Source organism: Cytophagales bacterium (assembly GCA_019456305.1).
Taxonomy (GTDB): domain Bacteria; phylum Bacteroidota; class Bacteroidia; order Cytophagales; family VRUD01; genus VRUD01.
This window is the reverse complement of sequence record VRUD01000034.1, coordinates 1-16,051: the sequence shown is the minus strand read 5'-3', so window position 1 is coordinate 16,051 and position 16,051 is coordinate 1. Positions and strand designations below refer to the sequence as shown.

Here is a 16,051-nt window from a genome sequence, read left to right as displayed (position 1 = left end):
TATTTAATAAGTGTCTGATATTATAAAAAGTCCGATTACATTATCAAAAAATGTTAAACTGGAAAAGCAAATTAATGCTCAAGCAATTATTGATATTTATAAGAAAAGTTTAAACTTAGATGTAAGAGCGTATTATTGTGATACAGATACTATCAGCATATATCAATGTATAGATACAGGTTATAAATTTTATTACCCGTTTAATTTAACCGGAGATACCAAATTTTATGAGACCTTACAACAATTTGACTGGTATTATATAATATGGAAGTGGGAACATGAATTAGCGAGAAAATTTATAAATATAAAGAGCAAAGTCTTAGAAATTGGATGTGGAGAAGGAAATTTTTTAAAAGATTTAAATCAAAGCAAAATGGTGGATTGTGCAGGCCTTGAGATCAATGAAAAAGCTATTAAAGTTGCCAAATATCATGGTCTGGAAATTCTAAATGAAACTATTCAGCAACATGCTCAAAAGAATACAGAAATATATGACACTGTTTGTGCTTTTCAGGTATTAGAACACATACCATATGCCGGAAGTTTTTTAAAATCGTCTTTAGCTGCCTTGAAGAAGGGAGGAAATTTGATCATTAGCGTACCTAACAATGATTCTTTTATAAAATACGATAAAGAAAATATTTTGAATATGCCACCACATCATATGAGATTATGGAATAAAACTGCTTTGAGCAATCTTCAAAAATTTTTCCCGCTAAAGTTAATCGGAATATATATGGAACCCTTGCAACCTTATCATTATAAATATTACTATAATACGCAAATGTTTCGTTTGATAAAAAAAACAGGTCTGTTAGGCAAAATGGTATATTTGATAACACACCATTTCTATGAGAAATTGATAGGTAAGTTAAGTAATTGGATAACCGGGCATACGATTGTTGTTGTTTTTGTAAAGCAATAAGTACCAATGTAGTCGTGGTAAGTCATATTAGTGAAAAAATAACTATAAACTCAAAATTATGATTAGGATTCTGAAATTATTGTTCATTAGGATTAGAATATTTTGTTTACGTATATGGTTCGTGATATTATATTATAAATTCAAACAATTCACAATGATCCCAAAACGGGTATTTATAGAAAATCTTTTACTGACTTATAGATTCAGAAAACTGGACGGCAGTGTTGTAGAATGTGGAGTCTGGCGGGGTGGTATGATTGCAGCTATGGCTAATTTACTTGGTAATAGCCGTACTTATTATTTGTTTGATAGCTTTGAAGGATTACCGCCAGTAAAAGATATTGATGGACCCGCTGCAAAAATATGGCAGCAGAACAAAGATTCTCCTTTTTATTACGATAATTGCAGGGCTGAAAAAAGATTTGCAGAACAAGCAATGAAGCTATCTGCTGCAAAATTATACCACATCTCTATAGGATGGTTTAAAGATACACTCCCAGGGTTTAACCCAACCGAACAAATTGCTATACTTCGACTAGATGCAGATTGGTATGAATCTACAAAGCAGTGTCTTGATTGTTTATGGAAAAATGTAGCTAAAGGAGGCTTGATAATTATTGATGATTATTATACCTGGGATGGATGTGCAAAAGCTACCCATGAATTTTTGGCAGAGAATAAATTGTCTGTGAGAGTTTTCCAAAGTGCTCATGGTGTTTGTTATTTAGTGAAAACCTGATGTTTTCACTATGGCATTATTATGAAAATACTTCATATTAATACTTTTGATCAATGGGGTGGCGCTGAACAGTTTGCACTTAATTTTGTGCATCACAGCAAAATGGATAGTTGTTTACTTTGTAAAACAAAATATAATGTTTCCCCGAAAGTTTATTGTTTTCCTAAAAATATTTTAGATCATTGTCTGGCATTTTCTGATAAAGTAATTTGGAAATTAAATATAAAAAAAAACTTTAGAGAAATTTTCTTTTTGGGTGATGAGTTTCATTTCACATATAAAAAACTAAAAGATAATCCCTATTACAAGGAATGTGATATAGTACACCTACATAATATACATGGAAGTTATTTTGATATAGAGAGCTTGCTATTAATAGCAAAAGATAAATACATCGTTTGGACGCTGCATGACATGTGGATCATGACCGGTGGTGAAGCTTATACATTTGAGAACGATAATTATAAAATTGGCATAGGAACCACACCTTATATAGCGAATTATCCTCTAAATAACCCTGTTATTGATCGCAGACAACATTTTTTGCAGAAAAAAAAGAGTATATTAAAACAAATAGCTCCTAAATTGTTAATAACTATTCCTTCTCGATGGCTAAAAGATTGCTTTACCAATTCATTTGTATATAATAATAATAATATTAATGTTAAACACCTTCCCTATGGAATAGATCTTGATATTTTCAACAATGAAAAGGTTAAAAAATGGAAAATTCCCCGAATAATTTTCTTTAATGCCAATTCTCCTTTTAAAGGGAGCAACATTTTTTTACAAATCTTTAAAGAAATTCAATCCCCTTTTTATTTAATCAATATTGGTCAATCATTTCCAGGTTCGCTTCAAAACAAAAATTGTGAGAAAATCTTAAATCTGGGATTCATTAACAGTAGAAGACGATTAGCTTATCTTTATAATTTATCAGATATTTTAGTATTTCCATCCCTTGCTGATAACTTTCCGATTACGATATTAGAAGCCATGGCATGCGGTGTTTGTGTCATTGGTTCTAAGCTCGGTGGTATAGTTGAATTACTGGAGTTTGACAACGGCATTTTATTCGAAAGCCAAAATGAAGAAGACTTGCTCTCGAAAATAAATGCTACCATAGCTAATTTGTATAAAACCAGGGAAATAGGAATGAATGCTACAAGCGTTGTAAAAGAAAAATATGATGTTAAAAAAATGTATGCAAATTATGCTGATTTATACGATTCTTTACTGGCTGCAAAGCAACTCTGAATTTTTTTATGATAATAATAGCTTCGAAACCAGGGCAATTAGGAAACAGATTATTTACCTTTGCAGCCTTTTTAGCCAATGCTATTGAACATGGGTACAGTATCATAAACCCTTCTTTTGATGAGTTTGCCCGGTATTATCCAAAAATACGGCAGGATTTCTTTTGTCGATACCCCTTTAAAAGAACCTGGATAAAAAGTACATTTTTAAGAAAAATATTTTACATATCAGTATATTATTTAGCCAGGATAATAGCCTTATTACCATCCCGAGGTCCTATATGTGAAACTATTTTTTTAGATTGGCATCAATCCCTTGATTTAAACGATGATTTTTTTATTAATAAAGCAAAAAAAAAGCTTCTCTTTGTTCAGGGTTGGTTGTTCAGAGATGAACAAAATTTTGTTAAACATGCCAGCCAGATAAGAACGATTTTTACACCTGAAAAAAAATATTTAACTAATGTTGAAAACCTTACCAAAATAGCCAGAGGGTCAGCAGACCTCATAGTTGGTGTGCATATTCGTAAGGGTGATTATAAGACATTTGAAGGAGGGAAATATTTTTATTCTACTGAAATTTATGCTGAAATAATGAGGCAGGTTAAAGATTTATTTAAAAATAAAAGTATAGTGTTTTTAATATGCTCGGATGAAAAACAGGATCCAGAAATGTTTACCGGACTCAAAACCCTTTTTGGAACAGGTCATTTTATTGAAGATCTTTATACATTAGCGTCTTGTGATTACATTATGGGCCCGCCAAGCACATTTACCATGTGGGCATCTTTTTATGGGAGAGTACCTTTGTATAAGATCGTTGATATTAATAAGCCGGCACAATTAAATAATTTCACATACTAATACTAACTTATTCGTATGTTTAAAAAAACAAGTCAGTGTAGAATTTGCGGGAATAAAAACCTTGTATCCCTATTACATCTTGGTGAGCAGTCATTAACAGGGGTATTTCCAAAAACAATAACTGATAAAATTACATCAGGCCCCTTAGAATTGGTAAAATGCCATAAAAACAATGCTGATGATAGGGTCTGTGATTTGGTCCAGCTCAATCACACTTACAGCCATGAAGAGATGTATGGTGATAATTATGGGTATAGATCGGGCCTTAATCAGTCTATGGTGAAGCATTTGGAGCATATTGTAAAAAAGGTTATGAATCAAATTGTATTGCAGAGGTAAACGAAGAAAAATTTGGTGCATATACTCCATTCACCCACATTCCGATCATTTCTGAGCAGGAAGCAAAATTAATGAAACCGGATTATTTTTTAGTATTGCCCTGGCACTTTAGGGAAGGAATAATCAAAAAAGAGCAGGGTTTTTTACAGGCTGGCGGTAAGCTTATTTTTCCATTACCGCGCATTGAAATTGTATAATTTTTTTTTATTGTCTTGTTTTCGCCAATGTGACACCCAAAATCAACATCAAATGCAAGAGCATACCCAACTATGATCCAGAGTAAGCTCGGGATGAAACGATTAGGCAATTTATATTTTAAAGACCCTGCTTAAATTAACGATTTCACCTCACCCCCTACCCCCCTCTCCACTAACGTGTAGAGGGGGAACTTTGAAGGGTAGAACATAAAATATTGAAGACATCTATTATAATCAAGACAGCAGAGGAACAAAAAAAGAAATCAGAAAAAACTCCCCCTCTCCACGCCTGCCCCGTTGCGAAGCGTATCGGGGTCAGTGGAGAGGGGGCTGGGGGGTGAGGTGAACGGTATAACAAACTGGCGCTTCCGCTTTTGTTCAGTTTTTTGCGTACAATATGCCGCAAATATAAGCCGAGACACCCAAAAATGTATCTTTGATAGCAGCTAACTACTTGATATTCACTCACTTACAATTTAAAGTAAAGAGAAGAATAGACAAAAAGAGGAAAAGTACGTCCTATTGTGAATAAAGGGCTGCATTAAGATAATATATTGCAAAAATTAATAACAATAGGGTCAACCAGCACCCAGTAACCAGCATCCAGTAACTGATAATTTGATGCATGATGTTAATAATGATTACAATTTAAGTTGTTTTTTTTTAATTTAGATTTTTAGGTAATAGTCATTTTTTTTTAAATATCGCAAACATTTCACCTGGTACTTTAATAGTGATCATTTTATCAGATAAAAATTTGCTGGATAATATCGGTTTTGTAAAGCGATGGATCAATGGATAACGTGCCAGTGATTTACTAATAGATTTCATTGTCATTACGTAAGGGTAAATACTCATATTTAATAATTTGAACCCATTGTCTTCAAATAATTTAATAATAGATTTTTTTGAAAACATTTGAATGTGTTGTCCTTGATAATACCACCATTTTTTACCTAATAATCTTGCTGGACATGAACTAATGTCGCCAGTCCATAAACAAACAATCCCCCCTTCTCTCAGCAATTTTGAAATATTTTTTATCTCTTTATCCGGATATTCAAAATGTTCAATTACCCCCCACATGGTTACAATATCGTATAACGAATTCATATTCATCTCACCTAATTTGCACTTATAGATATTAAACCCTTTTTTACGAGCTATTGATGCTGCCCAATTTGATAATTCAATACCTTCAACCTGATAAAATTCTTTTGCAGCAGTTAAAAAGATTCCGGTTGAGCAGCCAACATCGAGTAATCGGCCGGAAGGAATATAATCATTAATTTTTTTTAATCCTTTACGAAAAGTTGCTAAATACTGTGTTTCATTGGCAAGATAAGCCTCATCTACTACATCTATGTAATTTTTATAAATATCTTTTGGCCGTGGAGAAGCATAGCAATGCGTACATTTTTTGCATCTTACAATTCGATAAGTAAGATTGTGCTTTTTAGAGAAATCATAATTAAATGTTACTTTCTCATTTCCAATATCATCAGGGCAAACTACATCTATGTCATTTACTCCGCATATCGGACAGGGGAACTCAGTTTTATACATAACGACATAAATATTGCAGTATTGGTTAATATTTTTATATTGTGCAAATAGTCATTAAAATCATTTAACTTTTTGAACCACAATCACAGCTTGCGTAAAAAAGTCTCTACTACCAAAATAATACGCTTGCAAAGCGAATCCTGCCTTCTCAAATATATTTTTTACATGTGCCTGAGATTTTACTCTCGTAATTTCATCAGGATGAAGTTTGATATTTCTTTTCAATATTTTATTAAGTACAAAATGAGCAATATCCAGTACCATCACAGTTAAACCAAATGTAGGCGGCCAAAGAATAACCATTATAGCATCAGGTTTAAGTACACGCTTAAATTCAAGTAGAATTTGGTGAATTTCTTCTTCTGTAAAATGTTCCATCACACCGAGATTATAAATACCATCAAAAGTTTCATTTTCAAATGGAAGATTGAAAATACTGCCGTGTACTATTTTGCATTTATTTTTATGTATACTTTTATAAATACTCAACGCAGTAGTAGAAATATCTAAAGCAGTGATATGGATATATGTTGCTATATCTACATCTACCTGCCCACTTCCACATCCCGCATGTAGTACTTCCTGGTCTCGGGTGAAATGCTTTTTAATGAAATGATTAAGGATGTTTTTGAGAATGAACTTTCGGTAGAATCTAGCGATAATATCGAATATAATATTGCTGGAGTCCTCTTTTTTTGCCCAATAAAGTTCCCAATCTTGTAAAGTTTCTGAGATAGTTTTTTCGCTATAGATTAAGGACTTTTTGTTGAACAAATTTCTAATTGACATACTTAATAAATATGTAAGACTTTTCCACATATCTTTGATTGTCATTTTAGAATGCCCATATGTGCGGGCTGGTAAATGAATAGGAATTTCTTTTATTGAACAATTGTTTAGATGCAAAATAAAAAGACTCTCGAAAAAGAAAGAGTAACCTTTGGAAACAACTAAGTTAAAAATCCCTTTATTAATTTTGTCGAGCCGATAAAGACGGAAAGCTCCACTTGCGTCATATCGCATACCTAATAATACAGAGGTGAGAATATGACCTAATAACGTAAGTGATTTTCTGAATAAATTCCAGGATTTTAGACTATCTTTTTGCATATAACGTGAGCCAATTACTATATCGTAGTTGGTTGAGTTTTTGATAAAATCAACTATATAGCCTGGCGAATGCGTAAAATCGCAATCCATCGTAATAAGCGTCTCATAATGATTATTAAGCGCCCAATTTATACCATCAAGATGTGCACTGCCTATGCCAAGTTTTCCTGAACGGTGAATAACGTATGTAGTTGATGAATTTTTAACCAATTTATCAATAATTTTTCCCGTTCCATCAGGGGAGTTATCATCTAAGAATAAAATGTCGGTATTAAGCCGAAGTTCAATTAACTCATTATAGATTTGTTCAATATTTTCAGACTCGTTGTAAGTAGGGATAAAAATCAGTGTCTTCATGCTTTTTTTTAATTTTCATGGGTTTTTCAAAGCCTCCAATTATTTATCTAACGGGGCCAAGCTGCCAACTTTTTTTAATTCGGCATCAACCATAATTTCAATTAATTCATTAAAACTAACAGTATTGTCCCAGCCCGTCATTGTTTTTAGTTTTTGATTATTACCATAAAGATTTTTTTTAGGTTTTTTAGTGATCAGGTTAGGGTCCTCTTTTACATATTCTGACCAGTCTAATCCGAGGTATCCAAAAACCCCTCTAACAAAATCCCCAACTGTATGAATAGAACCGCTTGAAATAATAAAATCATCGGCAATATTTAGCTGAAGTATTTTGTGCATAGCTTTAACATAATCTAAAGCATATCCCCAATCAATTTTGGCATTAAGATCACCAATAACCAGATGGTGTTGTGTTTTGTTTTTAATAGCAACTGCTGTTTCTACTATCTTCTTTGAAACAAACTTTGATGAGCGAATCGGTGACTCGTGATTATAGAATATCCCTATACTTGCCATAATACCATAGTTAGTACGATAAAAGTGGCAGGTATTCACTCCAGCGGTTTTGGTAATTCCATATATGCAGTTTGGTCTAAAAGGAGTGAGCTCATTTTGGGGACTTTCAGTTGGATTGCCAAAAATGTGGGAAGAAGCAGCATAAAATAACCTGGTGCTTTTTGAATACTTCTTTATTCCTTCTAAAAAGTTGATAAGAGCAATTAAATTTATTTCAATACTTTTTTTAAATAATTCAGATTCATCATATTGAATATCAATTGAAGACTGATGTACTGCCGCTAAATAATAGATTTCGTCTGGTTGGTAATTATCAATAAGCTTATATACACTTTCTCTTTCAACAATATTAATATGTTTGCTCAAACCCGGTTGGTGGTGAGTTGTATCAATAGACTTACTGGCTATTCCAATAATATTACAGCCCTTTTCATGGAGGTATTTATATAGATAACTCCCATCTTGTCCGGTGTGGCCGGCTATTATAGCCTTTTTACCAGCGTTATGCATATTTGATTTTTTTGTGTAAATTTACAAAAAATAATTTGAGAATACAATAATTCATTTACGTTCTGATCATGTACTCTACAAATTTTCAAATTACCAAATTTTCAAATTATCTAACTAAGTTTCTTAATGACGCTGGTGATAAATTTGCACTTTTCATCTCAAAACCTTCTAATCTTGATGGCAGAATAATTCTGTTATTATTTATAAGCTTCTATTTTATTGCAATTTATGTTTCATCTTTTTTTATGGATTACGACAAATTCTGGTTGTATTTAGGTGTATTTAAGGCAGAAACTTTGTTTATGGATCTAAACTATATAATCTCAGTTTTAGACTGTTCCAGCAAAGGGTATGATGTATTAAGCCCTAACCCATGTACCCCTTATCATGGATATTTTTCTTATCCAAGAATTTGGCTTCTTTTTTCAAATCTTCATGTGTCGACTGATAGTACTGTTGGTATAGCTATTGGTATTATTACAATATTTTATTCTTCTATTTTTTGGTTAGTTGGTAGATTAAATATTAATGAGGGAATATATTATGGGTTAATAATGTGCTCGCCTCCAATCATGCTGGCAGTAAAATATTGTCATCCTGACATATATATCTTTATATTATGTGCCCTTGCTGTTTTAGTTGTCAAAAAAAAGTATCCTGCTTTTTGGGCATATACATTTTTGATGCTTGCTTCATTTTTAAAGCTTTATCCATTCGCAACAATCATAGCATTTTTTAATGAGAAAAAAAAGCCATCTTTAATCGCTTTTTTTATTTTACTCTCTATTGGTATCATTTATATATTCTTAAACCTGCAGGACATTATTTATATAAGTCATAATCTTCAAGAAAAGTTTTGGTCAAAATATGTTGTGGCAGAATATGGCTGTCTTGTTTTATTTGATTTTTTGAATTACTACCCTTTCTTTCATTATATATTTTCTGTAATCCCTGCAAAAATAATTTCTTACACCATAGTAGCTATACTTATATTCACACTGATATATATCATAAAAAACCAGAAATTAAACTCCGATTTAATAATGGGGACGGTTCAGAAACATTTATTCAATTTTAAGATAAGTGCTTCTATTTATATCGGCACATTTTTGATCGGAAATAATTATGACTATAAATTTATGTTCTTAATATTTGCCATACCCCAGCTATTAGCCTGGGTAAAGTACAACAATGAAATAAGAACCATTACGATGCTTGTACTGGCGGGTATTATCATCACTATTTGGTCAACTGTATTATTTAGTAAATTTTATTTTTTTGTTTGGATCTTTATAGAGGAATTAATAAACTGGTATATTTTTGCATACGTTATTTATATGATGATACATATATCACCTCTATGGGCAAGAAGGATGCTATTATTAAGTAAAAAATGAAAATAAAAGCTATAGATTCACATGAAATATTTAATAAAGTTTATCAATAACGCTGCAGATAAATTGATACTTTTTATCTCTAAGAAATCCAGAGTTGATGGCAGGGTGGTTTTATTATTAGTAATAACATTATATTTTATTGCAATATATGTTTCATCTTTTTTTATGGATTACACCAATTTCTGGCAGTATTTTGGTGTGCCTGCAGCAAAAACTTTATTTTTGGATTTAAACATCAATATTTCAATTTTTGAGTGTTATAGAAAAGGATATGATGTATTAAGCACTAACCCATGTCATCCTTATCATGAAAATTATTCTTACCCAAGAATGTGGCTTCTTTTTTCATATCTCCCTTTTTCGTATGATAACATTATTGCTATAGCTATTGGAATTGTTACCATATTTTATGTTTTTACTTTTTGGTTAATTGGTAAATTAAATGTCAATGAAGGAATATATTATGGTTTAATAATGTGTTCACCTCCGATCATGCTGGCAGTAGAACGTTGTAATCCTGACTTGTTCATTTTTATATTATGTGCTCTTTCTGTTTTAATTGTCAAAAAAAAATATACTGTTTTTTGGTCATGTACATTTTTGATGCTTGCTTCATTTTTAAAATTATATCCATTTGCAACAATCGCAGCATTTTTTAATGAGAGAAGGAAGCCATCATTGATCCTTTTTTTTGTTTTACTTTCTATTGGCATCATTTATATTTTTTTCAACCTGCAGGATATTATTTACATAAGTCATCTTCTTAAGGAAAAGTATTGGTCAATATCTGTAGCAACGCAATATGGCTGCCTTGTTTTTTTAAATTTATTGGATTACTATCCCATATTTCATAATATATTTTCTTTGATACCTATAAAAATAATTGCTTACGCTACAATAGCTGTTCTCATATTAACATTATTGTTTATAGTAAAAAAGCAAAAATCGGCCTTGCTCAATAAAGTAAATCTTTTTGAAGAATCCGGGCACTCAGGGAGTACCCGGAGCCTTCAAAAAGACCATTTTTTCAGCTTTAAAATAGGCGCTTGTATTTATATCGGCACATTTTTGATCGGAAATAATTTTGACTATAAATTTATTTTCTTAATATTTGCTATACCCCAGCTATTAGCTTGGGTAAAGTACAACAATGTAACACAACATTCATGTAGTGACAATAATGTAATAAGAACACCTACAATGCTTGCGCTGATAGGTATTATCATTACTTTTTGGTCGTATGTATTATTTGGTAAATTTTATTTTTTTCTTTATACCCTTATTGAGGAATTCATAAACTGGTATATTTTTGCATACCTTATTTTTATGATGATACATACATTACCGTTATGGGCAAAAAGAATGCTTGTATTATGAACCTATTTAAGATTATTGCTAAATATGCAATCAAATTTTGTTTATTTCCCTTTCAAATCAATCAATTTATCTATTATTATGTTAAAGATAACTTTTTTACAAATCCTTCAGAACATTTATTCAGAACAGTAAATTTAATAAAAAAGCGAAAAACCGATTTAAAAGGATCGGTAATAATAGATATTGGTTGTGCAAATGGTGATACTTCCCTGTTTTTTGCAAAGCATTACAAAGATTTGAAAGTTTATAGTTACGAACCCTATCTTAAATTATTTGAATTTGCAAAATTAAAGTGTAGTAATTATAAAAATATTATACTAAAAAACATGGCTTTAGGTGAAAAACAGGGCAACGCCATATTAAATGTTACCGAAAATAGTTTATCATCCTCATTAAATGAATTAAATGATTTCCAAATAAATTTATTCCCGGATGAACATAAATCAAAATTCCAGCTTGTAGAAAAACAAAATGTTGAAGTTACAACAGTTGATAAAGAATTTGATAATGCCAAAAATATTTTATTGATTAAAATAGATACACAAGGTACCGAATTATCAATTTTAAAAGGAGCAATAATATCTCTTTTAAAAACCAGATATGTATTACTAGAAATGAACAATCATGAAATTTATCAAGATGGATGTCAGTATCATCAGGTAGATGAATTTCTTAGAAACAACTCCTTTAAGTTAGCAGACCTGGTGGTCTCATTTAGAAACCAAGGTAAGGTTGAAGAATATGATGCATTGTATGAAAATATCTTATGATTTTTTTAACTGTCAATCAATGATCAAACACAAAATAACGATCATCACCCCTTCATACAATCAGGCAAAATATATAGAGCAAACCATTTTATCTGTTATCAATTTTTGTTTTATAATTAAATTTGTCATATACTGGCACCATTTTATTACATATTTTGTAACAAAATGGGTGTATTTAATAGAAAGATCATTAATTATTATACCCTGTGCAGGGAACTAAATCAATAGATTTACCAATAATTGGCACGAGAAAAAAACCTAAAAAGTTGATCTTTTTAGATGTAGGGATAGTTAATCATCAAATGGATATGCAAGATAGCTATTTAAAAATAAAAAACCTCAATGATTATTGGAATTGTGATACTTAATTCACCAAACTCAGAACAACTGACCTCAAAATTCTTTGAATTTATATTTACCTTTACAGCTTATATTTTATAGATTTTTTTTAAAGCTTCCAATCAATGATCAATCCTAAAATATCCATCATCACCCCATCCTACAATCAGGCACAATATATAGAGCAAACCATTCAATCTGTTATCAATCAGAATTATCCTAACCTGGAATATATTATTATTGATGGCGGAAGTACTGATAATACTTTAGAAATTATAAAAAAATATGAAAAGCATGTCAATTACTGGATAAGTGAACCCGATACAGGTCAAAGTAACGCCATCAATAAAGGACTAAAAAAAGCCAAAGGCGATATAATAACCTGGATCAATAGCGATGATCTTTTAGCGCCCAATGCATTACATATGGCTCAGCAATATTTTATGGATTATCCTGCAATAATGCTCATCCATGGGAAAACAATTCTCTTTAATGATCAAAATGACAAAGAAATATTAAAAGGGGCCGAAGAGGAAGACTTAAAATACAAGTATCTGGCCTACATGCCTTTTCCACAACCTTCTTCTTTCTTTAGAAAGCAAGTAGTTGAAAAACTCGGTTATCTTGATGAATCGCTTGACTACGGGATGGATTTTGATTTATTGGTAAGAATAACTTTGAATTATGATATTCTAAAAGTGGGAAATATATTTTCTAAATACAGATTACACAACACAAGTAAATCAATTTCAGAAAATATCAAATTCGCACACGATTGGGTAAGGGTATTTAGTAAAATACTCAGATCATTCGATTTCACCGAAGAATTTATTAATGCCCTGAAAATACTTAATTTATATCATTATTGTGATGATGGTTACACAGTTACTAAAAAATACAAAAAGGAAGATATGGGAAAGGCATTCTTATATTTTTTGAAAGCACAAATAAATAATTATTATCATAATTTATATTTAGATAAGGCGAAACAAATAGCTCTTTTTGTAAAAAAATATAATTATGATTTCTATAAAAGTCACAATTTCAATCAAATCAATTGGCGGGCGAAATGGCTAGGTGAAGGTATGATCAAATTTTTGAGGCGTTTTACAAGATAAGAGTTCAAGGTTATTTAAAAAGATCAAAAAGAAAGTAATGTACCAGGATTTGTTATGTAAATTAAAGTTAAGAAGACATAAAAATATAAGTATAATTATTATCAAAAAGAAAATCAATAAACGTTTGTTCACTAATCTTGAGAAGAGTGGCTATAATATAATATATTTACCCCAAAATCCTTATATTAAATAGATGTAACTATGAAAATTACATTTGTCAACCACGCCTCTTTTATAATGGAGAAAGCCAATGTAAGAGTAATCTGTGACCCTTGGTTTGAAGGGCCAGTTTTTAACAATGGTTGGAAATTACTGGTTGATACCAAATTTAAATATGAAGATTATAGTAAAATAACACACATTTGGTTCTCCCATGAACATCCGGATCATTTTTTTCCCCCTAATCTAAAGAAAATTCCAAAAGAAATCAGAGAAAATATTACTGTTCTGTTTCAATATACTAAAGATAAACGAGTAGTTGGTTTTTGTAATTTATTAGGTTTTAAAGAAGTAATTGAGCTTAAAAAAAATGCCTGGTTTACCATTTCAAATGATTTTAAAATATTATGTGAACGCTTTACCGAAGGAGATTCCTGGGCTTGTTTTAAAACTAATGATATTACCATTCTTAATACAAATGATTGCTGGATAAGTAATCTCAGTGATGCAAAAAGAATAAAGTCCAAAGTTGATCATGTTGATATATTGTTCAACCAATTCTCTTATGCTTTCTGGGCAGGGAATAAGGATCAACCAGAGTTAAGGGAAAAAATAGCTAAGGAGAAATTGGATGCATACAAATTAGAATGTGATGTTTTTAAACCAACCTATACCATTCCTTTTGCAAGTTTCGTCTGGTTTGCTCACAAAGAAAATTATTACATAAATGATAAGATCACTACAATAGATAGAGCTCATAAATTTCTTAAAGATAATACAGATGTAGAGCCGGTAATTCTTTATCCCGGGGAAGAATATACTGTAAATGATGACCATGATTCGTTGAAGTCTTTAGAAAAATATGCTAAAGATTACTCCAGCGTTTTTGAAAATCCGCTGCTCTTGTCAAGTCCAAAAATAGACATAAAAGAAGTGAAAGTGGTTTTTGATGAATACAGAAATGAATGTATAAAAAATAATGATTTGCTAATCAATTTCTTTTTAAAGCAATTAAAACCCGCAACCATACATCTTTGTGATTATGACCAAACATATGAGTTGTCCTTCAAATCAGGATTGATAAAGGTGCAAAGACATTATGAGAATTGCGATATATCATTATCCTCAGATTCCTTGTTGTTTTGCTTAAAGTTTCCTTTTGGAATGGATACGCTGGGAGTGAATGGAAGATACCAAAGGCCCCAAAAAGGAAAATATACTAGATTCTACAACTTATTTAGGATAGAACAATTGAGAAGTAGAGGGAGAAATGTAAATCTTTTTTATCTTATTGGGGTGATATTTAGAAAATTGAAAGTTAGAGCAGCATGAATAAAAAATGACAACTAGTGTCATAACAATATAATTTTGGTGCATTTTTCATCCCGAGTACTCGGGATGGCTTTTGTGATTTTTGATTTACATATTTGAGCTTACTATGCCTTTCTTTAGTATTATAATTCCAACCTATAATCGATCTCATCTTATTGGTGAAACAATCAGCTCTATAATAAAACAGGATTTTCAAGACTTTGAAATTATTATTATAGATGATGGTAGTACGGATAATACGCAGCAAATTATTAAGCAGCAGTTTGGTAATGATCCTAAAATAAATTATTTACGGCAAAAAAATGCAGAAAGAGGAGCTGCCAGGAATAATGGTATTGAAAAAGCCAAAGGCTGCTATATTATCTTCTTTGATTCAGATGATCTGATGAAACCCGATCACCTGCAGGTGTTATATGATACCATTAAAGGTTACCCTGAGGCGAATTTTTTTGCTACCAAATATGAATTTTTTCGTAGTGTAGTGAGCGGGCATGCCCGCTCACTACAAATATCAACCGTAAGCCGTTTGCAGGAAGGTTTTTATGATATTGACCTGGTATTAAAGGGAAATCCCTTTGCCTGTCATTTTTGTATTAAAAAAGATCCATTTATTTCCCCTCTCCACCTTGGTGGAGAGGGGGTAGGGGGTGAGGTGAATCGGTTTCATGAAGATAGGAAATATGCCATTATGGAGGACTGGATGTTTCTTGTCAAAAACCTGATTCATGATAAAATTTATATTATTGGAAGATCAACCATTCTGGTACGTGACCACCTTGCCAGATCCATGCGCTCAGATAACCAGATGATAATACAAAAAAGACTCCTGGCAACAGATTGGATCAACAAAAACGTGCCATTAGTACCAAAACAAATTTCTACTTTAAAGGGTTACTCTTTCTATTTTTGTGCTATTCACAGTTATCTGGATAATGATTTAAAAAATGGATTGAAATTCTGGTGGAAAGCAGTTAACGAAATTGGGTTGAGGAAAGAGTTGTTAATGTTACTGCCTAAAATATTAATAGGGAAAAAATTAATTGAGGCGCTAAAAAATGACAGAAATTAAGATAAAAGGAACTAAAAATATTCTAATACTAACCTACTGGAGCTACCACGATGCTCTCATCCAAACCTACACGCTCCCTTATGTAAGAATAATAAAAAAATATCTGCCCGC

At 31.4% G+C, this 16,051-nt stretch carries 14 protein-coding genes and 1 pseudogene; 12 read left to right on the top strand and 3 right to left on the bottom strand.

Translation table 11 applies throughout. From position 1 onward, the window contains the following. Positions 1 to 10 precede the first annotated feature (10 nt). From FVQ77_08950 to FVQ77_08930, 5 genes and pseudogenes are all read left to right on the top strand, one after another. The gene (locus FVQ77_08950) at positions 11 to 925 is read left to right on the top strand and encodes a class I SAM-dependent methyltransferase (GenBank protein MBW8050449.1); all 915 of its coding nucleotides are present in this window, start codon (positions 11 to 13) and stop codon (positions 923 to 925) included. A 58-nt stretch (positions 926 to 983) separates the two neighbouring features. Further along, positions 984 to 1,664, top strand: a complete 681-nt coding sequence (locus FVQ77_08945) for a hypothetical protein (GenBank protein MBW8050448.1) — start codon at positions 984 to 986, stop codon at positions 1,662 to 1,664. A gap of 21 nt (positions 1,665 to 1,685) precedes the next feature. Beyond that, entirely contained in the window at positions 1,686 to 2,921 is a 1,236-nt protein-coding gene (locus tag FVQ77_08940) for a glycosyltransferase (GenBank protein ID MBW8050447.1), read from the top strand. A gap of 8 nt (positions 2,922 to 2,929) precedes the next feature. Further along, positions 2,930 to 3,784 (top strand): hypothetical protein, encoded by an 855-nt coding sequence (locus tag FVQ77_08935; protein ID MBW8050446.1) that lies wholly within the window; start codon positions 2,930 to 2,932, stop codon positions 3,782 to 3,784. 15 nt (positions 3,785 to 3,799) lie between these two features. Continuing rightward, positions 3,800 to 4,320: pseudogene (locus FVQ77_08930) on the top strand (hypothetical protein). Between the two features lie 687 nt (positions 4,321 to 5,007). Here FVQ77_08930 and FVQ77_08925 read toward each other — a convergent pair. From FVQ77_08925 to FVQ77_08915, 3 genes are read right to left on the bottom strand one after another with little or no spacing between them, the layout of a single operon-like run. Continuing rightward, a complete protein-coding gene (locus tag FVQ77_08925; GenBank protein ID MBW8050445.1) occupies positions 5,008 to 5,886 on the bottom strand; it encodes a class I SAM-dependent methyltransferase in 879 nt (292 codons plus the stop codon). 60 nt (positions 5,887 to 5,946) lie between these two features. Continuing rightward, positions 5,947 to 7,353: a glycosyltransferase gene (locus tag FVQ77_08920; protein ID MBW8050444.1), complete on the bottom strand. Its 1,407-nt coding sequence runs from the start codon at positions 7,351 to 7,353 to the stop codon at positions 5,947 to 5,949. 39 nt (positions 7,354 to 7,392) lie between these two features. Continuing rightward, on the bottom strand, positions 7,393 to 8,379 hold the full coding sequence (locus FVQ77_08915; GenBank protein ID MBW8050443.1) for an NAD-dependent epimerase/dehydratase family protein: 987 nt from the start codon (positions 8,377 to 8,379) through the stop codon (positions 7,393 to 7,395). A 68-nt stretch (positions 8,380 to 8,447) separates the two neighbouring features. Here FVQ77_08915 and FVQ77_08910 point away from each other — a divergent pair, with 68 nt between their 5' ends. The 7 genes from FVQ77_08910 (at position 8,448) to FVQ77_08880 (ending at position 15,940) form a co-directional block, all read left to right on the top strand. Beyond that, a complete protein-coding gene (locus tag FVQ77_08910) occupies positions 8,448 to 9,776 on the top strand; it encodes a DUF2029 domain-containing protein (GenBank protein ID MBW8050442.1) in 1,329 nt (442 codons plus the stop codon). A gap of 21 nt (positions 9,777 to 9,797) precedes the next feature. Next, positions 9,798 to 11,153, top strand: coding sequence for a DUF2029 domain-containing protein (locus tag FVQ77_08905; protein ID MBW8050441.1), 1,356 nt, complete (start codon positions 9,798 to 9,800; stop codon positions 11,151 to 11,153). After that, entirely contained in the window at positions 11,126 to 11,923 is a 798-nt protein-coding gene (locus FVQ77_08900) for an FkbM family methyltransferase (GenBank protein ID MBW8050440.1), read from the top strand. The genes FVQ77_08905 and FVQ77_08900 overlap by 28 nt, the downstream gene beginning before the upstream one ends. Before the next feature lie 19 nt (positions 11,924 to 11,942). Beyond that, complete coding sequence (locus FVQ77_08895; protein MBW8050439.1) at positions 11,943 to 12,143, top strand: hypothetical protein; 201 nt, start codon at positions 11,943 to 11,945, stop codon at positions 12,141 to 12,143. 244 nt (positions 12,144 to 12,387) lie between these two features. Further along, on the top strand, positions 12,388 to 13,380 hold the full coding sequence (locus FVQ77_08890; protein MBW8050438.1) for a glycosyltransferase: 993 nt from the start codon (positions 12,388 to 12,390) through the stop codon (positions 13,378 to 13,380). Positions 13,381 to 13,581: 201 nt separating this feature from the next. After that, entirely contained in the window at positions 13,582 to 14,871 is a 1,290-nt protein-coding gene (locus FVQ77_08885) for a hypothetical protein (protein ID MBW8050437.1), read from the top strand. Positions 14,872 to 14,977: 106 nt separating this feature from the next. Next, the gene (locus tag FVQ77_08880; protein MBW8050436.1) at positions 14,978 to 15,940 is read left to right on the top strand and encodes a glycosyltransferase family 2 protein; all 963 of its coding nucleotides are present in this window, start codon (positions 14,978 to 14,980) and stop codon (positions 15,938 to 15,940) included. The last annotated feature ends 111 nt before the right edge of the window (positions 15,941 to 16,051 follow it).